Source organism: Streptomyces sp. NPDC052101, from assembly GCF_040680235.1.
In the GTDB taxonomy this organism is placed as follows: Bacteria; Actinomycetota; Actinomycetes; order Streptomycetales; family Streptomycetaceae; genus Streptomyces.
Genome location: NZ_JBFAWH010000001.1, coordinates 682,442 through 703,426, shown reverse-complemented (window position 1 = coordinate 703,426; position 20,985 = coordinate 682,442). Strand labels below are relative to the sequence as shown.

The 20,985-nt window shown below is 71.7% G+C and carries 19 protein-coding genes; 11 read left to right on the top strand and 8 right to left on the bottom strand.

Going from position 1 to position 20,985, the window contains the following annotated elements; all coding sequences use genetic code 11:
* The first annotated feature begins 42 nt into the window (after positions 1–42).
* The 5 genes from AB0L75_RS03045 to AB0L75_RS03025 are packed head-to-tail and all read left to right on the top strand — an operon-like array spanning position 43 to position 5,267.
* Positions 43–1,077 (top strand): phytanoyl-CoA dioxygenase family protein, encoded by a 1,035-nt coding sequence (locus AB0L75_RS03045; RefSeq protein ID WP_365174480.1) that lies wholly within the window; start codon positions 43–45, stop codon positions 1,075–1,077.
* Complete coding sequence (locus AB0L75_RS03040; protein ID WP_365174478.1) at positions 1,074–2,363, top strand: DUF6271 family protein; 1,290 nt, start codon at positions 1,074–1,076, stop codon at positions 2,361–2,363. The genes AB0L75_RS03045 and AB0L75_RS03040 overlap by 4 nt, the downstream gene beginning before the upstream one ends.
* Entirely contained in the window at positions 2,360–3,571 is a 1,212-nt protein-coding gene (locus AB0L75_RS03035) for an alanine racemase (protein ID WP_365174475.1), read from the top strand. Before AB0L75_RS03040 ends, AB0L75_RS03035 begins: the two co-directional genes overlap by 4 nt.
* Complete coding sequence (locus AB0L75_RS03030; RefSeq protein ID WP_365174472.1) at positions 3,568–4,074, top strand: GNAT family N-acetyltransferase; 507 nt, start codon at positions 3,568–3,570, stop codon at positions 4,072–4,074. Before AB0L75_RS03035 ends, AB0L75_RS03030 begins: the two co-directional genes overlap by 4 nt.
* Positions 4,074–5,267, top strand: coding sequence for an MFS transporter (locus AB0L75_RS03025; RefSeq protein WP_365174469.1), 1,194 nt, complete (start codon positions 4,074–4,076; stop codon positions 5,265–5,267). Before AB0L75_RS03030 ends, AB0L75_RS03025 begins: the two co-directional genes overlap by 1 nt.
* Positions 5,268–5,309: 42 nt before the next feature.
* Here the strand turns inward: AB0L75_RS03025 and AB0L75_RS03020 are convergent, their stop codons facing one another.
* A complete protein-coding gene (locus AB0L75_RS03020) occupies positions 5,310–5,486 on the bottom strand; it encodes a hypothetical protein (RefSeq protein WP_365174466.1) in 177 nt (58 codons plus the stop codon).
* A 540-nt stretch (positions 5,487–6,026) separates the two neighbouring features.
* Here AB0L75_RS03020 and AB0L75_RS03015 point away from each other — a divergent pair.
* On the top strand, positions 6,027–6,263 hold the full coding sequence (locus tag AB0L75_RS03015; RefSeq protein ID WP_365174464.1) for a hypothetical protein: 237 nt from the start codon (positions 6,027–6,029) through the stop codon (positions 6,261–6,263).
* Between the two features lie 196 nt (positions 6,264–6,459).
* Here AB0L75_RS03015 and AB0L75_RS03010 read toward each other — a convergent pair whose 3' ends face one another.
* Genes AB0L75_RS03010 through AB0L75_RS02990 form a run of 5 tightly spaced genes read right to left on the bottom strand, consistent with a single transcriptional unit; the run spans position 6,460 to position 13,216 of the window.
* Complete coding sequence (locus AB0L75_RS03010; protein ID WP_365174461.1) at positions 6,460–7,230, bottom strand: alpha/beta fold hydrolase; 771 nt, start codon at positions 7,228–7,230, stop codon at positions 6,460–6,462.
* A complete protein-coding gene (locus AB0L75_RS03005) occupies positions 7,227–8,270 on the bottom strand; it encodes an ornithine cyclodeaminase family protein (protein WP_365174458.1) in 1,044 nt (347 codons plus the stop codon). Before AB0L75_RS03005 ends, AB0L75_RS03010 begins: the two co-directional genes overlap by 4 nt.
* A 26-nt stretch (positions 8,271–8,296) precedes the next feature.
* Positions 8,297–9,451, bottom strand: coding sequence for an acyl-CoA dehydrogenase family protein (locus AB0L75_RS03000; RefSeq protein ID WP_365174455.1), 1,155 nt, complete (start codon positions 9,449–9,451; stop codon positions 8,297–8,299).
* Positions 9,441–11,372 (bottom strand): radical SAM protein, encoded by a 1,932-nt coding sequence (locus AB0L75_RS02995; RefSeq protein ID WP_365174453.1) that lies wholly within the window; start codon positions 11,370–11,372, stop codon positions 9,441–9,443. Before AB0L75_RS02995 ends, AB0L75_RS03000 begins: the two co-directional genes overlap by 11 nt.
* The gene (locus tag AB0L75_RS02990; protein ID WP_365174451.1) at positions 11,369–13,216 is read right to left on the bottom strand and encodes a non-ribosomal peptide synthetase; all 1,848 of its coding nucleotides are present in this window, start codon (positions 13,214–13,216) and stop codon (positions 11,369–11,371) included. Before AB0L75_RS02990 ends, AB0L75_RS02995 begins: the two co-directional genes overlap by 4 nt.
* A 382-nt stretch (positions 13,217–13,598) precedes the next feature.
* On the opposite strand from AB0L75_RS02990, the gene AB0L75_RS02985 reads away from it, so the two are divergent.
* From AB0L75_RS02985 to AB0L75_RS02965, 5 genes are all read left to right on the top strand, one after another.
* Positions 13,599–14,321: an alpha/beta fold hydrolase gene (locus AB0L75_RS02985; RefSeq protein WP_365174449.1), complete on the top strand. Its 723-nt coding sequence runs from the start codon at positions 13,599–13,601 to the stop codon at positions 14,319–14,321.
* Between the two features lie 6 nt (positions 14,322–14,327).
* Positions 14,328–14,924, top strand: a complete 597-nt coding sequence (locus AB0L75_RS02980) for a response regulator transcription factor (protein WP_365174447.1) — start codon at positions 14,328–14,330, stop codon at positions 14,922–14,924.
* Positions 14,925–15,005: 81 nt separating this feature from the next.
* Positions 15,006–15,230, top strand: coding sequence for an MbtH family NRPS accessory protein (locus AB0L75_RS02975; RefSeq protein ID WP_365174444.1), 225 nt, complete (start codon positions 15,006–15,008; stop codon positions 15,228–15,230).
* Between the two features lie 3 nt (positions 15,231–15,233).
* Positions 15,234–16,526, top strand: coding sequence for a cytochrome P450 (locus AB0L75_RS02970; RefSeq protein ID WP_365174442.1), 1,293 nt, complete (start codon positions 15,234–15,236; stop codon positions 16,524–16,526).
* Complete coding sequence (locus AB0L75_RS02965) at positions 16,516–18,408, top strand: non-ribosomal peptide synthetase (protein ID WP_365174440.1); 1,893 nt, start codon at positions 16,516–16,518, stop codon at positions 18,406–18,408. The genes AB0L75_RS02970 and AB0L75_RS02965 overlap by 11 nt, the downstream gene beginning before the upstream one ends.
* A 50-nt stretch (positions 18,409–18,458) precedes the next feature.
* Here the strand turns inward: AB0L75_RS02965 and AB0L75_RS02960 are convergent, their stop codons facing one another.
* Both AB0L75_RS02960 and AB0L75_RS02955 read right to left on the bottom strand, forming a co-directional pair.
* Entirely contained in the window at positions 18,459–19,169 is a 711-nt protein-coding gene (locus AB0L75_RS02960; RefSeq protein WP_365174437.1) for a 2OG-Fe dioxygenase family protein, read from the bottom strand.
* Positions 19,170–19,288: 119 nt separating this feature from the next.
* Entirely contained in the window at positions 19,289–20,818 is a 1,530-nt protein-coding gene (locus tag AB0L75_RS02955; protein WP_365174435.1) for a UDP-N-acetylglucosamine 1-carboxyvinyltransferase, read from the bottom strand.
* Positions 20,819–20,985 lie beyond the last annotated feature (167 nt).

Genomic DNA, 20,985 nt, shown 5'->3' with positions numbered 1-20,985 from the left:
TCTCCCGGATCTCAAACCGCACTTGTGCTCCAGAGGAACCGCATGCGAACGCCCCACCCCCACCTGCACCGAGCCGCCTCCGCGCGCCCCTACTTCAGCGCCGACGGCGAGACCTACCTCACGCCCACCCCACTGCGCCACATCGAGAAGTCCCAGCCCCTCAGGGTGCTCTCCGAGGACGACTTCGCGTTCTGGCAGACGTACGGCTATGTCGTCGTCCGCGAGGCCATCACCCCCGGCGAGGCCAAGCAACTCCTGGACTTCGCCTGGCAGTTCCAGGGCCTCGACCCCGACCGTCCCGAAACCTGGTACGAGGAACCGGAGTTCCGCTCCGAACTCGACCAGCACCTGTTCATCTACGGCTTCGTCGAGGCCTACCACCACCAGCTCATCTGGGACAGCCGCCAGACCCGGCGGGTCCACGACGCCTTCGCGGACGTCTGGGACTGCGACGAGCTGTGGGTCACCCTGGACCGGCTGAACCTCAACCCGCCCAACATACGCACGCGGTCCCGCTCCCTGATCGAACCCACCGAAGAGGGCTTCGACATCGAACTGCACTGGGACGTCGACACCACCCTCGCCGTCCTGCCGCAGCGCGTCCAGGGCATCATCGCCCTGGGCGACACCCGGCCGGAACTCGGCGGCTTCCAGTGCGCCCCGGAACTCTTCCGCCGCTTCGAGGAATGGCGCGTGGCCCAGCCGCCCGGCCGCGACCCGGTCCGCCCCGGCACCGACCGCGCCGCGTTCCCGGTGGTCCGCCCCGACCTCCAGGCCGGCGACCTGCTCATCTTCAACGGGCTGCTGGCGCACGGCGTGGCACCGAACCTCTCTGACAACGGTGTCCGAGCCGTCCAGTACCTGTCGATGATGCCCGCCCTGGAGGAGCACACGGCGCTGCGCGACTCCCGGATCGACTCCTGGCGCACCCTCGCCACCCCCGAGTGGAACGCCACCCTCCTCGGCGACGCCCGCGAGCCCGAGGCCCACCGCTACGGACCGGCCACGCTCAACCCGCTCGGCCGGAGACTGCTCGGGCTGGACTCCTGGACCGCCGCCACGGAAGAGGCACAGTGAACCGCATCTGCCTCTGCCTGCCCACCAACCGGGCCTGCCCCGCCACCATCGCCGCGACCCACCAGGAAGCCGCCTACGCGGCCGAGCGCTTCGGCGCCGACGTCCAGCTCCTGATCCTCGACTCCTGCGACGAGAGCACCCGCGCCGCGCACGCCCGGGTCGTCGCCGGACTCCACCCGGTGCCCGGCGTAACCGTCCACCACCTCGACGAGGACGCCCAGCGCGCCTTCCTGCGCCGCGCCGTCGAACGGGCCGGCCTGCCCGGCCCCGACCGCCTGCTCCGCCTCCTGCTCCCGCCCGCCGTCTCCTACGGCGCCTGCACCAACCGCGCCTTCCTGCTGGCCGCCGCCCTCGGCTGCGCCTCGCTGCACCGCAGGGACTCCGACAGCACCTACCAACTCCACGCCGGGGAACCGGTGTTCCCCGTCCACCACGAACTGCCCTGGCTGGGCCGCCCCGCCGCCGAGGCTGCGGCCGGCGGCCTGCGCACCGACCTCGACCAGGCGCTCTCGCGCCGCCCGGTGTCCCTCGCCGGAGCCTCCTTCATCGGCGAACTCTCCGTCGACATCCGGGAGATACGGCAGCTCGACGAGGGCGTGTACCACGACGTCGTCAGCCTCTGGGCACCCGGCGACTGGAGCGAGGACCGCAAACGGGAGCTGGTCGAGGAGTCCTTCACCGGCGCGGGCACCACACCCTTCACCGGCGACCGGGCGACCCTCACCCGGGTCGACCCCATGCGGGTCGACATGTGCAACATCGCCTTCGACCGCGCGGTGTACGAACGGATCCCGCTGCCGCCCGCCACCGACACCATCGGCAGCGACTACTTCCTCCTCCACGTGGTCCACGACGCCCGCCTGCCCGGCATCCTGCACAACCGGAACATCGAGAACTTCCACACCCCCGAACGCCGCACCGACACCGGTTTCCCCGCCTACCAGCGGCGGTTCGTGAAGTTCCTCCTGTCGATGCTCTACTTCCACGACGTCTACGCCCGCATGACCACCGAGGGCGACCGCCTCCTGGACGACCACGGCCGGATACGAGCCGACCGGATCGCCCGGCTCCTGCGCGACAGCACCGCCCTGGACCGGACCGAGAACGCCTGGCGCCTGGACCGCGTGGACACCGCGTACCGGAAGCTCGGCGGGCGGTACGCCGTCCTGGCCGACCAACTCGCCGTAGAGCGCGACCAGTTGATCGGCAATGCGGCATCGGACATCAATGACTTCGCCTACCTGACCGAGGTCTGGCCGTCACTGATCGAAGCAGCTCGCACATGACCGACCTGAAGGGGCGCGGAGAACTGCGCGAACCCCTCGCCACCCAACTCGCCGCAGCCGAGTCCGACCGCATCATCTACGACCTCACAGGCATCGAGCATCAGTACCACGCGCTCCTGAGCGAGTTGCCCGGAATACGCATCCGCTTCGCCCTCAAGGCCTGCCCGGTCGACGAAGTCCTCCGCTGCCTGGCAGAGCGCGGCGCCGGTTTCGACGCCGCCGGCCCCGCCGAGATCACCCAGGCCCTCCGAGCCGGCGCCCCCGCCGCCCGCATCCACTACGGCAACACCATCAAGTCCGACCAGGACATCGCCGAGGCCCACCGCCTGGGTGTCCGCACCTTCGCCACCGACAGCGTCGAGGACGTCACCGCCGTCGCCGCGCACGCGCCCCGCGCCCGGGTGTTCTGCCGCCTCGCCACCAGCGGGGAGGGCGCCCTGTGGGGCCTGAACCGCAAGTTCGGCTGCGCCCCGGGAGACGCCGTCCGCGTGCTGGCCACGGCCCGCGCGGCCGGTCTCACCCCGGCCGGGCTGTCCGTCCACGTCGGCTCCCAGCAGATGACCGCGGAGGGCTGGCAGCAGGCCTTCGACACCCTCGCCGAGACCCTGACGGCGCTGGCCGGGCAGGGGATCGCACCCGACCACGTCAACCTCGGCGGCGGCCTGCCCGCGCTCGGCTACCGGGACCGCCGCGGAAACCCCCTCGACCCGCCCCTCGACAAGATCTTCACCGTGCTCCGCGAGGGTATGGCCCGGCTGCGCGCCCTCAGCTGCTCGCCGCTCGCCTTCGTCATGGAACCCGGCCGCCATCTGGTCGCCGACCACGGCGCCGTCCGCGCCCATGTCTCCCGGCTCACCCGGCGCCGCCAGCCGGACGGCACGGACACGCACTGGCTGTACCTGAGCTGCGGCAAGTTCAACGGCCTGTACGAGATGGACCAGTTGACGCACCGGATGGTCTTCCCGGACCACCTCGACGCACAGGACCACGTCTCCGCGATCGTCGCCGGCCCCAGCTGCGACAGCGACGACGCCTACGGCGACGGCCGGCACCCGGTGCGCGTGCCCCGCTCGGTCACCTCCGGCGACCCGGTCTGGATCCTGTCCGCCGGCGCCTACGCCACCAGCTACATGACCCAGGGGTTCAACGGCATACGCCCGCTGCCCTGCGTCTGCGTACGAGGGTCAGGAAGGACACCACTGACATGAGAGACCTCATACGGGGCGTCACCGAGGCCGACTGGTCTCAGGTCGCGGCCCTGGAAGCGGAGGCGTACGCGGACACCTCGCTGACGGAGGGCGAGGCTGCGCTGCGCTCCCGGGCCTCGGCGGGCACCTGCTTCGTCCTCGACCTCGACGGCCGGATCGCGGGCTACGTCCTGGCCCTGCCCTACCCGAGATTCCGCTACCCCGACCTCGGCATGCCCGAACCGGCCGTCCACCGCCTTGCCACCAACCTCCATCTGCACGACCTCGTCGTCACCGCGTCCCTGCGGCGCAGAGGGCTCGGCACCCGTATGGCCGGCCATCTCGCGGACGCGGCCCGCACCCGCGGCTTCGCGACCATGTCGCTGATCGCGGTCGCCGGCAAGGAGCCCTTCTGGCGGGCCAACGGCTACCGCCCGCACCACGGGGCACCCCTGCCCGCCGGTTACGGCCGGGGCGCGGTGTACATGTCGACGCGGCTGGCCGCGCTGCGGAAGGCGAGCTGATGACGACACCCTCCTTCCAGCGCGCCAAGTGGTCGATCGCGGCACTCTTCTGCTTCCTCGGCTTCCAGTACGGCACCTGGGTCTCGCGCCTCCCCGCGCTCAGGACCCGGCTGGACCTGGGAGCCGGGGAGGTGGGCCTGCTGCTGATGGCCTGCGGGGCCGGCGCGGCGGCCTCCTTCCCGCTCGTCGCCGCGCTGACGCGCCGCCTAGGGTCGCGGCGGCTGTCATTGGCCTCGGCCGCCTGCCTCGTCGCCGTACTGGCGGCGCTGTCCGCCGTCCCGGACTACCCGCTCGCCCTGCTCGCCGTCTGCGTCGACGGGGTGGCGGTCGGCTGCCTCAACGTCGCCATGAACGCCCAGGGGGCGGCGCTGGAGCAGGCGTACGGCCGCACCGCCATGGCCCAGCTGCACGCCACGTTCAGCGCCGGCCTGCTCGCCGCCGCCCTGCTCAGCTCCGGCGTGACGACCCTGACCGCCTCCGTCCCGGCCCACTTCACCGCGGCCGGGGCCCTGTTGCTGCTCCTGCTCGCGCTCGCCCGCCCCGGCCTGCTGACCCACCCGGAGTCCCGGACGCCCAACGAGCCCAAGAAGCATCGAGGTTGGGCTCTGCCGTCCGGGACGACCCTGCTGATGGGCTGTGCGATGGCCTTCGGCACCATCGCCGAGGGCGCGATGAACGACTGGTCGACGCTCTATCTGAAGGTCGTGGTCAGGGCGTCGGCGACGGTGGCGCCGCTGGGCATCGCCGTCGTCTCGGTGATGATGCTGCTGGCCCGGGTGTGCGCGGACCGCTGGCGCACCCGCTTCGGCGACGGGCGGGTGGTCCGGGCCGGCGGCGCGGTGGCCGCCGCCGGGCTGGCCCTGGCCCTGGCGGCGGGCGGGGTGGCCCCGACCCTCCTCGGCTTCGCCTGTGTCGGCCTCGGTGCCGCCGCCATCACCCCGTGCGTCTATGTCGCGGCCGCCGGCCACGGCTCCGACGCCCTGGCCCTGGTCGCCGCGATGGGCACCACGGGCCTGCTGGCGGGCCCCGCCCTGATCGGTTTCGTGGCGGGCGCGACCGACCTGACCCTGGGCATGACCACGGTCGTCGCATCGGCGCTGATCGTCACGCTGACGGCGTTCCGGATCCCCTGGGCCGACCGCGACTCCGCTCCGGCCGCCGGGACTCCGGCTGCGGCGCACGAGAACGCGTAGGGCCCCGGCCGACGGCGGAACCGGGCGCGGGGCCGGGGCGCGTCACCGAAGGGCGATCACATTGGTGGCCTTCTCGCCGACCACGTCGAAGAGGACCCGCTGGCCCTCGCGCGTGGTCTGTGTCTCCATGCCGGAGAAGAGGCGCCGTTCACCGTCCTCGTCGGTGATGACGCCCACGCCGTCGGCGTCGTTGTACACGGCGATGGTTCCGAGCGGCATCGTCCTGACCTCCGTGGGTGGGTCGTGAACTCCTGATGTCCCCCGGTGAGCAGAGCATCACCCGCTGTGCCCGACGGGGGAAGGGGCATACGGCGCGTCGGCCAGTGTTTGACCGGATGTCATCTGTCTGCGGCGAGTCCCCGTTCCAGGCCAATTCTGTTCGCACCTATATCTCGTGCGATTACCGCGTCCCCTCATCTGAAAGAAATCCGATCGGACCCGTCGGTTTCTCTCTGAACCAGGTGCGCTACGGCGGCTTTCCGCAGGAGGAGGTAAACCGTGGCGTGCCCCTCATCGAGAAGCAGAGCGGCAATTTCGACATGGCCGACGAAGGAAAGAGGTTCCTGCAGAAGGGGATGGCCGGGTTCCGCCGAGCAGTCCACTCAGGCACTCAACAGCGACACCCTGGCGCCGGGGATGTCTCGGGGTCCGTGCGCGATCTGGAGGGCGAGCGCGACCCGTGGCTCGTCCGGCAGACGGCGCACGAGGCGTTCGACGTGATGGGTTTCCTCGGCCCCCTCTTTTCAGAAGCTGTCCGCGGTGGATCTCGCCAGCGGCGCTCAGCGCGTCGTCGCGAGCGGCCTGGGCGACATCGGCGAGGTGGCCGTGGACGGGAACGGCATGGCCTTCACCACGGACTACGGCGGCTCCCGGCTGCTCGCGGTGGACCTGTCCAACGGCTCCTCCCGCCTGGTCGCCGGCGTCCCCGCGGCGTACGGCGTCGCGCTGGACGGAGCGGTCAAGGCCTATGTCGGCAACTGGAACGACGGCAGCTGATCGCGGTCGACCTGCACAGCGGCGAGAAGAGGACAGTCGCCAGCGGTCTGGCGCATGCCTCCGGAGTGGCGCTGGACCCGAGCGGCAAGGCGTACGTCGGCCAGCGCGCCGCCCGGGCCCTGGGAAGCATCGGCAAGGTCGTGGCCCCCGCGCCGTAGGGGACGGGTCGTCCGGGGGCCCGACCCCGGACGACTCCTCACCGCACCGCTGCGGATCGGGTCAGGGCGGTCAGCAGCCGGAGCAGGGCGCGGTGTTGGTCGGGCTCCCGGAGATAGAAGTGCCCGCCGGGCAGCAGCGTCAGCTGGAAACGGTCCGTGGTGTAGCGCGCCCACTGGGCCAGCAGTTCGCGCGGCAGGTCCCGCCGGCCGCCGACCACGTACAGCGGGCTTCGCAACACGGGCCCGGGTGCGTGCCGGTAGGTCTCGGACACGCACACATCCGCTCGGAACACCCCCATCAGCAGGGCGCGCACCGCGCGGTCCTGGTGCAGGGCGAGCGGCACGCCGCCCCCGTACCGTTCGTCGATGGCCGCGAGCAGGTCCTCGTCCGGCAGGTGGCGCAGGCCGTCGTCGCGCGGATGGTGCGGTGGGGCGCAGGCGGAGACCAGAACGAACTCGGGACCGGGACGGCCCGCGGCCTGGAGCCGGCGGGCCGTCTCGTACGCCGTCAGCCCGCCCAGGCTGTGCCCGAAGAAGGCGTACGGAGCCCGGAAGGTGACGCTGTCCAGCAGCCCGGCGACCACCTCGGACATGGCGTCGAGGGGCGCGGCCCGCACATGCGAGCCCCGGCCCGGCAGCTGCACGCCGTGGATCTCCGTCTGACCGAGTTCGTCCGCCCAGCGCAGGAACTCACCCGGCGAACCCCCGCTGTGCGGAAAGCAGTAGAGCCGCAGAGCGGCCTGCGGGCGCGGCTGCCGGCACACCAGCCACGGGGACACGGCGGGCGTCCCGCCGGCGGGCCCGGTCATCCTTCGTCGTCCTTGCCGGGAGAGGACAGCGCGACCTCGATGCCCGTACCCTCGCCGACCGCCCGCCGATGGACGCTGCGGGCGCTGATGACGTCCTGGACGGCGAGACCGAGGGATTCGAAGACGGTGATCTCGTCGTCCGAGGTCCGGCCCGCACACCTGCCGAGCAGCACCTCACCGATCTCGCCCCGGAGGTGCTCGGCGCCGAGGCGTCCCTCGCGGAGGGGGACGAGAAGGTCACCGGCCTCGGTGAGAGCCGATTCCCGGCTGTCGGCCAGCACGGTGGACCGGGCGACCAGATCGCCCGTCAGCTCCCGCCGCTCGGGAAAGACCGCTCCGACGGCGTTGACATGCGTGCCGGGCGCGACATGAGCACCGTCCAGCACCGGTTCGGCGGCGGAGGTGACGGTGCAGATGACATCCGCTCCGGCGACGGCGTCCGCCGCCCGGGTGACGGCGCGGGCCGTGGTCCCGGCGCTGCCCGCGGGCAGCAGGGAACCGCACTCCGCCGCAAGGTCGCGTGCGCGAGCCGCGTCGCGGCCCCACACCCGGACCTCCCTGAGCGGGCGTACCCGCGAGATCGCCCTGATGTGGGCGCGGGCCTGGACGCCGGTGCCGAGGATCGCGAGCACCTCCGCGTCCTTGCGGGCAAGGAGGTCGGTGGCCACCGCGGAGGCCGCGGCGGTCCGGATCCCGGTGATGCTCGTGGCGTCGAGCAGCGCCAGCGGGACACAGGTCACCGGGTCGAGAAGGAGGACGACACCCGGGTGCGGGTCGAGTCCCCGCGCCGGATTCCCCGGCTGCACGGCGATGGCCTTCAGACCGAACCCCCCGCTCGGCCCGCCCACTTCACCGTCCCCGGTCGAGGGTACGTACGCGGGCATGGTGGCCAGCACCTCGCCTTCGGCGCCCGGGGTCATACGGCGCTGGGGCTGCCGGACCCGCCCGGAGCTGTACAGGGTGAACGCGGTGCGCATGTCCGCGATCGCGTCGGTCATCGGGTAGAGCCTGCGTACGGCTGCGGCGTCGATCACCAGCACGGTGGCCTCCTTCCTCGGACGACGACTCACAGGGGCAGGGACTGGCCGATGATCTCCTTCATGATCTCCGTGGTGCCTCCGTAGATGGTCTGCACCCTCGCCTGCGTGTACGCCCGCCCGACGAGGGAGTCCGTGCTGAAGCCGTATCCGCCGTGCAACTGCAGGCAGCGCCGGATCACGTCGTCGCAGAGTTCGGAGTTCCACCACTTGGTCATGGAGGCCTCCTCCACCGACAGCTCGCCCCGGTCGTGCGCCATCACGCACCGGTCGGTGAACGCCCGGGCGACCCGCAGGGCCGTCGTCATCTCGGCGAGCTGGAAGCGGTTGTACTGGAAGTGGCCTATCGGCTGCCCGAAGGCGCGCCGGTCCCGGCAGTACGCCAGCGTCTCCTCCAGAACCCGCTCGGCCAGGGCCAGAGAGGTGACGGCGATGGAGAGGCGTTCACGGGGCAGGTTCCGCAGCAGATACAGAAAACCCAGACCGCGCTGTCCGAGCAGGTCCTCCTGCGCGACCCGGACCTCGTCGAAGGAGATCTCCACGGTGTCCAGCGAGTGGATACCGATCTTGGACAGCGGTCTGCCGATCGTCAGACCGGGCGCCTGGGGCCGCAGTGCGACGAGGGTGGCGGCCGCCGGGCCGCCCGGCCGGCGGGCACCGGGGTCGGCTGCGGCGACGATGAACAGCCCGGCCAGCAGGCCGTGGGTCACGAAGCTCTTGCGGCCGCTGAGACGATAGGAGCCGTCCCCGGCGGGCCGGAGCGTGGTGCGGATCGCGGCGACGTCGCTGCCGGCGTCCGGTTCGCTGATGGCCACCGTGGCGATCAGTTCGCCGGAGCAGAAGCCGGGGAGCAGGCGGCGCTTCTGCTCCTCGGTGGCGAGCTGCGCCAGATACCCGCCCGCCACCTCGCTGTGCAGGTTGAACGCGGGGCTGAGGGTCCCGGCGCGGGCCAGTTCCTCGCCCCGTACGACGTGGAAGCGGTAGTCGTCGACGCCGCCCCCGCCGTAGGCGGTGTCCATGTCCGGGGCGAGCAGGCCCTGCCGGCCGGCGGCGCGCCAGACCTCCGGGTCGACGGCTCCGGCCTCCTCCCACTTGGGCAGGTTGGGGGTGATCTCGCGGGCCACGAACTCCCGTACGACCTGGCGGAACGCCTCGTGTTCCGCGGTGAAGATGTCACGCCGCACGGCTGCCTCCCGGGCCTTTCGTCCCCGCGCCGTCCAGGGGGCGGCAGTCGGGCAGCAGGGTGCGCAGCCGCTGGATCATGACATGGCAGTAGCCGGCGTTCTGCTCCATGGTGCGGTGCCGCGGCACGGGCATCTTGCCCTGCCCCGGATGCGTGAAGCGCACGGCCGTGCTCGCCGCGGTGCCGTCCGGCAACAGCCCGAGCCGGGCCGGCAGTTGTGCGTGCTTCTCAGGCAGGGCGATCGTGAGGGTGGTGTCCCCGGTCTCCAGCAGCCGCGCCTCGGACAGCGGGACGCCGGGCGGCCGCACGGACTCGCGGTAGATGTAGGGGCGGGCCACCAGATCGAGGTCGAGAGCCAGCCGGGCGGCCGGGTCCGACCACCACGGCTGCGTACGGGCGAACTCGGCGAGCAGCCGGTCGAACTGCTCCCGGTGCGAGTGCAGCACCAGATGAGCGGCCTTGCCGATGTTGAGCAGATCGTAGTTGTCGGCCGTGGAGACGGAGTCGGCGACGAAACGGCTGAGTTCGTGGTCCGACCGCTGCCAGTGGCGGGTGGCCGCGGCGAAGAACGCGTCGTACGGCTGGATGCCCGCGCGGTCCAGATAGCGGGCGAGCCAGTACGCGCCACGGGCGTTGTACAGGCTCTGCACCACGTAGTAGAACCAGGTGCCCTGCTCGCAGTCCTCCTTGCTCACCCACCGGGTGGCGACGACGACATCGGCTTCGGCGGCGGGGTCGGGGGCGCGTTCGGTCTCGATGCCGAAGATCTCGCGCTGGTCGTACAGCGCGGTGTTGTGCAGCAGGAGCTGCGGATAGATCGTCAGGGTGTCGGCCTCCATCCGGCACAGCCGCGCCACTCCGGCCCGGAAGGTGTCCAGGGTGTCCCCGGGGAGCGGCCAGATCAGCTCGATGAAGGAACTGATGTTCTTCGCGTTCAGGGAGCGCTGGAGGTCCGTGTAGGTGGTCTCGCGGATGTTCTGCCGGTCGATGAGGCGCAGGGCCTCGGGGTTGACGGTCTGCAGGGAGATCGGCTGACTGGTCACCAGTCCGCCGCGGACGAGGATCCCGGTGATCTCGGCGACCCGCTCCGGCCGGTTCTTGGCGGCGGCGATGACCAGGGACGTGGGGAACCCGAACTGCTCCTTGCAGTCCACGATATGGCGGCTGAGTTCCACGTCGCGCGGGGAGAGCCCCCAGTTGGCGTCGGCGATGAACACGCTGACGATGCCGTGTTCGGCGATCCACCGGATGTCGCCGCGGACGCGTTCCTCCTCGAACTTGTACACCTTGGAGTTGGTGGCCGCGCCCCAGAAGCAGAAGCCGCAGTGGAAGGGGCAGCCGCGGTTGGTCTCCAGCACGGTGAACGTGTACTCACCCTCGTCGAACAGGCCGGCCGCGAACGGCGACGGCACGTCGTCGAGGACCCGCATGCGGGGCGGCTTGTCGGTGGTGACCAGTGCCCCGTCCGGGCCGCGGTAGCTGATCCCGGAGACCTCGGTCAGATCGGGCGCGTCCCGCACAGCCACCTGGTGGAGGAATTCGTAGAACGGCTGCTCGCCCTCGCCGTTGCAGACGACGACGTTGCGCGTGCCGGGCGGGATGTACTGCTCCGCGTGGCCGATCACCTGCGCGCCGCCGAGCAGGAACCAGGCATCGGGGCGGCGCGCCAGAAGCTCGCCGAGCAGCTGCCGGACCAGCCCCATGTTCCAGATGTAGCAGCTGAAGGCGTAGACGTCGCTGTCCTCGGACAGCAGGTCGGCGAGGAGTGTTCCGGGGTCCTCGCGCAGCCCGCGGGAGAAGAACGCGAAGTCGCAGCTGTCCGTGATGGCGGGGTCCTGCGACGCGTACGCCTGGAGGTAGCCCGAGACGAGCGGGACGGTGTTCTCGTAGACGCTGAGTTCGACGAAGGTGACCCGGGTCATGAGGCGATCGCCTCCGCGGCGGTGCGCGCCGCCTCGACCGACGCGGCGAGGTCGGCCAGTACGGGGTGGGCGTACACATCGTCCGGACGGAGCGCGATGCCCTGCCGGCGGGCCCGGGCGACCAGCCGGATCACCCGGAGCGAGTCGCCGCCGATCTCGAAGAAGTCGTCCTCGGCGGCCACGCAGGGGACGCCCAGGACGTCCTGCCAGAGTGCCACCAGGGCCCGGACGCCGGAGTCGTCCCCGGTGCGCGGGGGCCCGGCCGCCGGCCGGCCTCCTGAGCCGTCGGCGCACTCCGGCTCACGCCGGGCGAGGGCGCGGCGGTCGACCTTGCCCTCCGGGGTGAGCGGAAGCTCCGGCACCACCGTGATCGTCGCGGGCACGAGGTGGTCCGGCAGCCGCTCGGCGACAAAGGCCCTGATCTGCCGTGGGTCGGGGGCCCCGCCGCGTGCGGTGACATAGCCGGCGAGCCGCGGTTCCGCCTCGTCGGTGCCGACGACCACGGCGCGATCCACCTCCGGGTGACGCCGCAGTACGGCCTCGGCCTCGGCCGGCTCCACCCGGACGCCGCGGATCTGCACCTGCTCGTCCAGGCGCCCCAGATAGTGCAGCTGCCCTGCCTCGTCCTGGCGCACCAGGTCGCCGGTGGCGTACATCCTCGCGCCGGGCAGCGCCCGGAACGGGTCCGTCCGGAAGGGGCCGTCGTCGTCGCCCGGCGCGTGCAGATAGCCGAGGGCCACGCCGACTCCGCCCACGTGCAGTACGCCGGGGGCGCCCTGGGTCACGGGCGTCAGCTGCGCGTCCAGCACGTAGGCGGTGACACCGGGCAGCGGCCGGCCGATCGGCGGCGGCACATCGCCGGCCGGCTCGTACCGCTCGTCGACGAGGGAGCAGGTGGCGACGACGGTGCACTCGGTGGGCCCGTAGTTGTTGTGCACGCGGAACGGCAGCCCGGCCGGCGGGCGGCGGGTGAGCCGGTCGCCGCCGACCAGCAGCTCGCGCAGCGCGCACCCCTCGTCCGGGCCCGGCCAGTCCAGCGTGAACAGGTGCTCGGCGAGCGGCGTGGGCACGAAGGACACGGTGATGCCGCTGCGGCACAGCCAGTCCCGGAGCCGCTCGGGGTCCTGCCGTACCCCGTCGGGCGCGATGTGCAGGGACGCTCCGGCGGCCAGGCAGGTCCAGGTCTCCAGGGCGAACGCGTCGAACGTGGGCCGTACGAGCTGGCTGACCCGGTCGCCCGGCTCCACCTGATAGCGGTGCCGGTACCAGTCGACGAGGTTCGCCAGGCCCGGGTGGCCGATGAGGACTCCTTTGGGCCTGCCGGTCGACCCGGAGGTGTAGTTGAGGTACGCCGGCCCGTCCGGCTCCGGCCCTCCTGCCGCGGCGGGAGCGGGCCCGGCACCCTCCGCGCGGTCGCTCTCCCCGCAGTCCAGGTACGCCATGCCGGGCAGGCGTTCCGGATCGACCCGGCTCAGCAGCTCCGGTCTGCTGACCACCGCCCGGGCCGTACTGTCGCCCAGCAGATAGCGGGTCCGCGGGGCGGGCTGCCCGGGGTCCAGCATCAGATACCCGGCTCCGGCCGACATCACCGCCGAACAGGCGGCCACGGCATCCACGGACCGTTCCAGCAGGACGGCGACGACGTCGCCGGACCGTACTCCGGCCGCGCACAGCCGTCCGGCCAGCTCGCGTGTACGGGCGTGCAGCCGGGCATAGCTGAGGGTGGCCGCCCCGTCGGTGACCGCGACGGCGTCCGGCCGCCGGGCGGCATGGGCGGCGATGCGCTCCGGGACGGTCGACCGGCCGTGCGGTGAGAGCAAAGGGGCTGGGGTCGCGTTGAACACTCCGTCGCCTCCTGACGCGGTGAACACCCCGTACGGGCGCACCAGTCTGTGCCGGGCCCGGCACGCCCGGCTATGGGACGCAGGTCCCTGGTGCGTACGGCGGCGCGGAGCGGTGGCGGGCCGTTGGTCCCGGACGGGCCGCGGACCCGGCCCGCCGACTTGGCTCACTCCCCACTTTCGTCAAGCGCGACAGCCGGTATAGCAAGGAAGGCATCTTTGCCGACTCCGCATCTGGGGGGCAGACGTGCGCCATCGATTACAGGGTTCACCCGGGCCGCACTCCGGCGGCAGCTCCGCGTGGTTCCCCTCTCACGGGGACTCCTCGGCGGACTCCCGCACCGGCACCGGGACCAGCTCACTCGGCAGTCGCACCCGACCACGGGTGCGACTGTTCTGCGTTCCGCACGCCGGGGCGTCCGCCGCCGCGTACCGGCCGTGGGTGCGGGCGGCGCCCGAGGGCGTCGAGGTGCGCCCCGTGGAGCTGCCCGGCCGGGGGTCCCGCTTCGGCGAACCGCCGCTGCGGCGGCTGGGGGAGGTGGCGGACGAGCTGTCCGAGGCCCTGCTCACGCTCCTGGACCGGCCGTACCGACTGCACGGGCACAGCATGGGCGCGCTCATCGTCTTCGAGACCGCCCGCCGCCTGCGGCGCACGGGACAGCAACAGCCCGAGCGGATCGTGGTCTCCGGGATGGCGGCGCCCCCGTCCTGGCCGTCCCGGCCGCCCCTGCACGCCCTCGCCGCCGACGAACTCCTCGACCGCGCGGGCGCGTTGCTGGGACTGCCCCGGGAGATCGCGCAGGACGAGGACGTACGGGAGCTGCTGCTGCCGGTGCTGCGCGCGGACCTGGAGCTGACCGAGACCTACCGCTACCGGCACCAGGATCCCGGCCCGCCGCTGAGCGTCCCGCTGACGGTGCTGTGCGGCACACGCGACCCGATGGTCCCCGCGGCGGACGCGGCGCGATGGGCGCGGATGACCAGCGGGCACTGCTCCGTCCAACGCTTCGAGGGCGGCCACCACTTCCTGCACGAACATCCGGGTGTCCTGGACGCCGTTCTGGACGGCCTCGGGTCTGCCTGCTCCACGCGACGTGAGGACCGGTGATACGCGATGCTCGGCGACGGCCACCGAACCCACCGCCAGGACTGTGGACGCTTCGACGAATGGCTCCGGCTCGCGGACCTCGACCGCATGACGCTCGCGGCGCTGCTCGTCGGCAGGACCCAGCAGTGCGGGCCGGCCCGGCGGGCGGACCCGGCCGGCCCGGTCGCGACCGCCGTGCTGTGGCTGTGCGACGAGTGCGGTGGCGCACCCCCGCCCCTGGTGCTGGACGTCCTCGTCGAATACGCCCGGGCCGTCCACGAGAAGGCCCAGCACACGGTGCGCCGCGCCACCGAACTGGCGGACCTCACGGCGGTCCTGGCGGCCGGCAGCGGGGCGGTCCCTGAGGCGGAACCACACCTCGCGCCCCCGCCCGGCCCGTCCACCCCGCCCGAGGAGCTGGACCTCACCGGCCGGGAGTACGAGATCCTGCGGCTGATCGGCGTGGCCCTGACGAACCGTCAGATCGCTTCCATGCTGGGGATCTCCGAGAAGACCGTCAAGAACCACATCACCTCGCTCTTCGCGAAGCTGGGGGTGTCCGACCGCACCGAGGCGCTGGTCGTCGGACTGCGCGACGGACTCCTCGCCGTACAGACCGGCTAGGACCTGTGTCCCATGGCAGCCCGTCCGCCGGCCTCACACACTGAAGGCCGACGAGGGCTCCCATGAGGACGGAGATGCTCAGTGGCAGAGGACGAGCGGTACCAGGTCGTGGTCAACGAGGAACTCCAGTACGCCACTGTCCCGGCCTCCTGGCCCCTGCCGCCGGGATGGCGGACGACCGGCCGGACCGGGACGGTCCAGGAGTGTCTGGAGTACGTGGAGACGCACTGGACGGACATGCGTCCCCTGTCGCTGCGCCGGGCCATGGAGCAGGCGGGCGCGAGCCGCCTGCGGAAGGGACGGTGAGGTGTGGCGGAACTACTGGAGTTCGGACGGGGCCCACTGCACGCGATCGACCTGACCAACCCGGTGGTGCATGCCGAACGCGAGCTGCGGCCGGTGTGGCGACTGCTCAGGGAGCGCGGTCCGGTCGCCCGGCATCCGGTACCCGGCGGGCCCGGGTTCTGGGTCGTGGCGTCGTACGGCCTGGCCATCGAGGTCTTCACCGGGCTCGACCGGTTCACCTCGGCCCGGGGCAACAACATCGCGACCCTGCTGCGCGGCGGGGACCCCGCGGGGGGCCGGATGCTCGCCGTCTCCGACGGCCCGCGGCACAAGCGCATCCGCCGGGAACTCGGGCGGGCCTTCACCCCGCAGGCCCTCGCCCCCTACGAGGAGCGGATCGCCGCGGGCATCGGGGAGCTGGTGCGCGCCGCGGTGGCCCGCGGGGACAGCGATTTCGCCCAGGAGGTGGCCCGTCCCGTCCCGATGGCCGTGGTGTGCGATCTGCTGCGGGTCCCCGAGGCCGACCGCCCCGCGCTGTACGCGGACGCCAGCGCAGCCCTCGCCTCCGAGGTGCCCGTCAGCGCGGACCTGGACACCCGGCTGGCCCGCAACGAGATCCTGCTCTACTTCGCCAAACTGGTCCGCTCCTACCGCGGGGAGCCCGGGGACGACCTGCTGGGGCTGCTGGTCCGGCTGACGGACAGCGCGGTCGAACTGACCGAGGACGAGCTGCTCTACAACTGCTACAGCCTGCTGCTGGGCGGCGAGGAGACCACCCGCTACACGATGAGCGGCGCCGTCCAGGCCCTGGCCGAATGGCCCGGCGAGTGGCGGCGGCTGGTCATGGGCGAGGTGGGCGTCGAGTCCGCGGTGGAGGAGCTGCTGCGCTGGACGACGGCTTCGATGCACTCGGGCCGCACCGCCCTGTGCGACAGCGAGCTGGCGGGGGCGCGGATCGCCGCGGGCGATGTGGTCACGGTGTGGAACGCGGCGGCGAACTTCGACGAAGCACAGTTCCCCGACCCCGACCGGCTCGACCTGGGGCGCACCCCCAACCGGCATCTGGCGTTCCTGCACGGTCCGCACATCTGCCCCGGTGCCCGGCTGGCCCGGCTGGAGCTGACCGCCCTCGTCCAGGCGCTCCTGACCCATGCGGACAGCTGGGAGGTCACCGGCGAACCGACACCGGTCTACTCGACCTTCATGAAGGGGTTCAGCGGGCTGCCGGTGCGGTTCACTCCGCGTCGCGGCGCCCGGCCCGCCCCGGGGACACCGGCCAGGACGGGAAGGACAGGAGACCACCGCAGTGACCACTGAGCAGACCTCCGCCGGCACACGTACCGCCGCGCGAACCGCTCCGGCGGACGCCGGCACCCCGCTGTCCGCGCTCCCGCCCCTGCTCCATGAGAGGTTCGCCGCCGTGGCCCGCGCCATGCCCGACGCCGTGGCGCTGACCTCGGACGACGGAAACCTCACCTACGCGCAGGTACGGGAGCGCGCCGGACGCCGGGCAGCATGGCTGCGAGCGGCCGGATCCGGTCCCGACACGGTCGTCGGCATCCATCTGGACCGCTGTGCCGACGCGGTGATCACCATGCTGGCTGTGCTGGAGGCCGGGGCCGCCTATCTGCCGCTGCCCCTCGACTACCCCGCCGCACGCCTGTCCCTCATGCTCCGGGACTCCGGGGTGACGCTGGTGGTGACCCGGCGCGCGGTGACGTCCGGCCCGTTCCCTCAGACGGTCCGTACGCTCCACCTGGAGGACGAGAGGGAGGACGAGCCGCAGGAAGGGGCGACCGTCGGACACCCCCCGGCACCCCTGCCGGACCCCGCCCCCCTCTCCCCGGACAACCTGGCCTATCTCGTGTACACCTCCGGCAGCACAGGCACCCCCAAGGCGGTCGGAGTCACGCACCGAGGCGCCGTCAATCTCGTCGACCCGGGCCAGTCCTATGTGGACTTCGGACCGGCGCAGACCTTCCTCCAGCTCGCTCCCCTGGCCTTCGACGTGGCCGCGTTCGAGATCTGGGGCGCGCTGGCCAACGGCGGCAGGCTGGTCATCGCCGCACCCTCCTATCAGGCCGTCGAGGAACTGCCCGACGTGCTCATCCGCGAGCGTGTCACCACGATGCTGATCACCACGACGCTCTTCAACGTGCTGTGGGACATACGGCCCGAGGCGTTCGACAGTGTGCGCCGGCTGATCGTCGGCGGCAGCGTGATGTCCGTGGACCGGGCCCGGCAGTTCACCGAACGGCACCGGCGGCGCGGCGCGGACAACCGGATCATCAACGGCTACGGGCCGTCCGAGGCCACGACGCTGGTCAGCGCGCACTCCATGGCGCGGATCCCGGCCGGCGAGACCAACCCCCCGCTCGGCACCCCGATCACCGGGGTGTCGCTGTGGCTGGTCGACGAACGGCTGCGCAGGGTCCGCCCCGGTGAGGAGGGCCAGATCTTCATCGGCGGCACGGCCGTCACCCGCGGCTACCTGGGCCGCCCCGGCGCCACCAGCCTGCGGTTCGTCCCCGACCCCTGGGCCGGTGCGCCCGGCGCCCGCATGTACGCGACCGGCGACAAGGGGCGGCTGCGCCCGGACGGCCTGATCGAGTACACCGGACGCTTCGACGACCAGGTGAAGGTGCGCGGCTACCGGGTGGAGCTGGGCGAGGTGGAGGCCGCCCTGCGCGACCACCCGCGGGTGCGGGACGTGAGTGTCGTCCTCGTACGGGACGAGTCGGGCGCCGAACGACTTGTCGCCCATGTGGTGCCCGAACCACCCGGAACGGACCTCACCCGCATTCTCAAGGCCCATGTGACCGACCTGCTCCCGGAGTTCATGAGGCCCAGCGCGTACGCCGGCCACGCCGAGCTGCCGCGCGGCCTGACGGGCAAGGTGGACCGGGAGGCCCTGGTCCGTCTGAGCCGGCCGGGCGCCCAGGAGGCGGACGGCACGTACGACGCGCGGGCGAGGCGGCGGCTGTCCCGGACCGAGGCGGTCATGGCCGGCATCTGGGTGGAACTGCTGGGCGTGCAAGGGGTCGCCCTGGACGACGACTTCTTCGAACTGGGCGGTGACTCGCTGCTCGCCGTACGGGCGGTACTGACGGCGGAGGAACGAGGCGTGCCGGTCACCCTGGCCCAGATCCTCACCCGCACCACGCTGCGCGAACTCTGCGCGGACCTGCCCGAGTCCTGAACCGCGCACAACGAACCGGCGGCCGCACCACGGCCGCCGGTCGATGCGCGTCAGCCGACGGGTGTGCTTTCGCCGCAGGCCAGGGCGTGCCGTTCGTACTCCGCGCCGTATTCACGGTTGCACCAGCGGTTGTAGGCCACGACACACAGGTCGCGATGACCGGGCGCGGGGCCGGTCGCGGCGATGTCGGTGGCGTGGTGCCACAGGGCACCGTCGTCGAAGACCAGAGCCTGGCCGGGTTCGAGGGTGACCTCGAAGAAGGGCTCGCCGCCACCGGAGGGCATCAGCTGATTGCGGCCGCCGGTGACGTTCCTGCGGTCCATCACCGCGATCATGCTGAAGTCGTGGCCGTCCCGGTGCGGTCCCTCCGGCACCGAGACACCCCGCTCACCGGCACGGGCGACCAGGCGGTTCTGGTGGACGTTCAGCTGCCACACCTCGTCGCGGTCGAGACCCAGTGCCCGGGCCCCCGCCAGGATCTGCGGGGCAAGGCTCACGCGCAGCGGATCGAAGTGACGGAGCACCCCACCGGCGAAGCCGTTGATCCGGGAGGACTGTACGAACGGACGGTGCGGCAGGAGTTCGAGCGACCAGTCGTCATGGGCCCGGTCGAAGACCATGCGGTACTGCGCGAAGCGGCGATGCCGCTGCTTGCCGCCGGCGTACGGGTCAAGCGGAAGCGAGGCGTAGTCGGCCAGGACCTGAGGGTCGGGTACCGGCACGCGGATCACCTGGTAACGCCCTGCCCACGGTGTCTCCATGGACCCTCCAGCTTCTTCAGGGGCGAGCGAGCTGATGACCGTTCATCACATGACATACCCGCCTATTTCGCCGATAAGCGGAATAGGCGGGTATGCGGCGGTACTTGGCAGAGCTGAGGTCAGATGTCCCGGAAGGTCTCGATCTGCGCCCCGACAGAGTTCAGGCGCTCGGCGAGATCCTCGTACCCCCGGTTGATGACGTACACGTTGCGCAGCACCGAGGTGCCCTCGGCCGCCATCATGGCCAGCAGGACGACGACGGCGGGGCGCAGGGCCGGCGGGCACATCATCTCGGCGGCGCGCCAGCGGGTCGGGCCCTCGACCAGTACCCGGTGCGGGTCCAGCAGCTGCAGGCGGCCGCCGAGGCGGTTGAGGTCCGTGAGGTAGATCGCGCGGTTGTCGTAGACCCAGTCGTGGATCAGCGTCTTGCCCTGCGCCACCGCCGCGATGGCCGCGAAGAACGGGACGTTGTCGATGTTCAGGCCCGGGAAGGGCATGGGGTGGATCTTGTCGATGGGCGCTTCGAGCTTGGAGGGGCGCACGGTGAGGTCCACCAGGCGGGTGCGGCCGTTGTCCGCGAAGTACTCGGCGCTGCGGTCGTGGTCGAGGCCCATCTCCTCCAGGACCGCCAGCTCGATCTCCAGGAACTCGATGGGGACGCGGCGGACCGTCAGTTCCGACTCGGTCACCACGGCGGCGGCCAGCAGGCTCATCGCCTCGACCGGGTCCTCGGAGGGGGAGTAGTCGACGTCGACGTCGATGTTCGGCACGCCGTGCACGGTGAGCGTGGTGGTGCCGATGCCCTCGACCTTGACACCGAGGGCCTCCAGGAAGAAGCACAGGTCCTGGACCATGTAGTTGGAGGAGGCGTTGCGGATGACCGTGACGCCGTCGTGGCGGGCGGCGGCCAGCAGCGCGTTCTCGGTCACGGTGTCGCCGCGCTCGGTCAGCACGATCGGGCGGACGGGGCGGACCGTGCGGTCGACCTGCGCGTGGTACTGGCCCTCGGTGGCCGCGATGTCCAGGCCGAACCGGCGCAGCGCGATCATGTGCGGCTCGATGGTCCGGGTGCCGAGGTCGCAGCCGCCGGCGTACGGCAGCTTGAAGGCGTCCATGCGGTGCAGCAGCGGGCCGAGGAACATGATGATCGAGCGGGTGCGTACGGCGGCCTCCGCGTCGATCGCCGTCATCTCCAGCTCGGCGGGCGGCACCAGCTCCAGGTCGACGCCGTCGTTGACCCAGCGGGTTCGCACGCCGATGGAGTTCAGCACCTCCAGCAGGCGGTAGACCTCCTCGATGCGGGCCACCCGGCGCAGCACCGTGCGGCCCTTGTTCAGCAGCGAGGCGCACAGCAGCGCCACACAGGCGTTCTTGCTGGTCTTCACGTCGATGGCGCCGGACAGACGGCGACCGCCCACCACGCGCAGGTGCATCGGACCCGCATAGCCCAGCGACACGATCTCGCTGTCCAGGGCTTCACCGATTCGGGCGATCATCTCAAGGCTGATGTTCTGGTTCCCGCGCTCGATACGGTTCACCGCGCTCTGGCTGGTGCCGAGCGCCTCGGCCAGCTGTGTCTGTGTCCAGCCTCGGTGCTGCCGAGCGTCACGGATGAGCTTGCCGATGCGTACGAGGTAGTCGTCTGCCATGGGGTTGAGGCTATCTCAGATATGAGATGGTGCCCGTCAAGGGGGTCCATTCGAGTGACGACACGTCAGTGACCGGTCCGGACGCGGCACTCCGTGTCGAATGCCGCAGTGTTCCCCTTTGTCGGCGAAGTGCCGTTATCAACGGATGGGTGCACCTTTGCTTGAGC

Bases quoted from the DNA above. Each gene is read 5' to 3' on its own strand.
- AB0L75_RS03045 (WP_365174480.1), top strand. From the start codon at position 43: ATGCGAACGCCCCACCCCCACCTGCACCGAGCCGCCTCCGCGCGCCCC.
- AB0L75_RS03035 (WP_365174475.1), top strand. From the start codon at position 2,360: ATGACCGACCTGAAGGGGCGCGGAGAACTGCGCGAACCCCTCGCCACC.
- AB0L75_RS03030 (WP_365174472.1), top strand. From the start codon at position 3,568: ATGAGAGACCTCATACGGGGCGTCACCGAGGCCGACTGGTCTCAGGTC.
- AB0L75_RS03025 (WP_365174469.1), top strand. From the start codon at position 4,074: ATGACGACACCCTCCTTCCAGCGCGCCAAGTGGTCGATCGCGGCACTC.
- AB0L75_RS03020 (WP_365174466.1), bottom strand. From the start codon at position 5,486: ATGCCGCTCGGAACCATCGCCGTGTACAACGACGCCGACGGCGTGGGC.
- AB0L75_RS03010 (WP_365174461.1), bottom strand. From the start codon at position 7,230: ATGACCGGGCCCGCCGGCGGGACGCCCGCCGTGTCCCCGTGGCTGGTG.
- AB0L75_RS02995 (WP_365174453.1), bottom strand. From the start codon at position 11,372: ATGACCCGGGTCACCTTCGTCGAACTCAGCGTCTACGAGAACACCGTC.
- AB0L75_RS02980 (WP_365174447.1), top strand. From the start codon at position 14,328: ATGCTCGGCGACGGCCACCGAACCCACCGCCAGGACTGTGGACGCTTC.
- AB0L75_RS02960 (WP_365174437.1), bottom strand. From the start codon at position 19,169: ATGGAGACACCGTGGGCAGGGCGTTACCAGGTGATCCGCGTGCCGGTA.
- AB0L75_RS02955 (WP_365174435.1), bottom strand. From the start codon at position 20,818: ATGGCAGACGACTACCTCGTACGCATCGGCAAGCTCATCCGTGACGCT.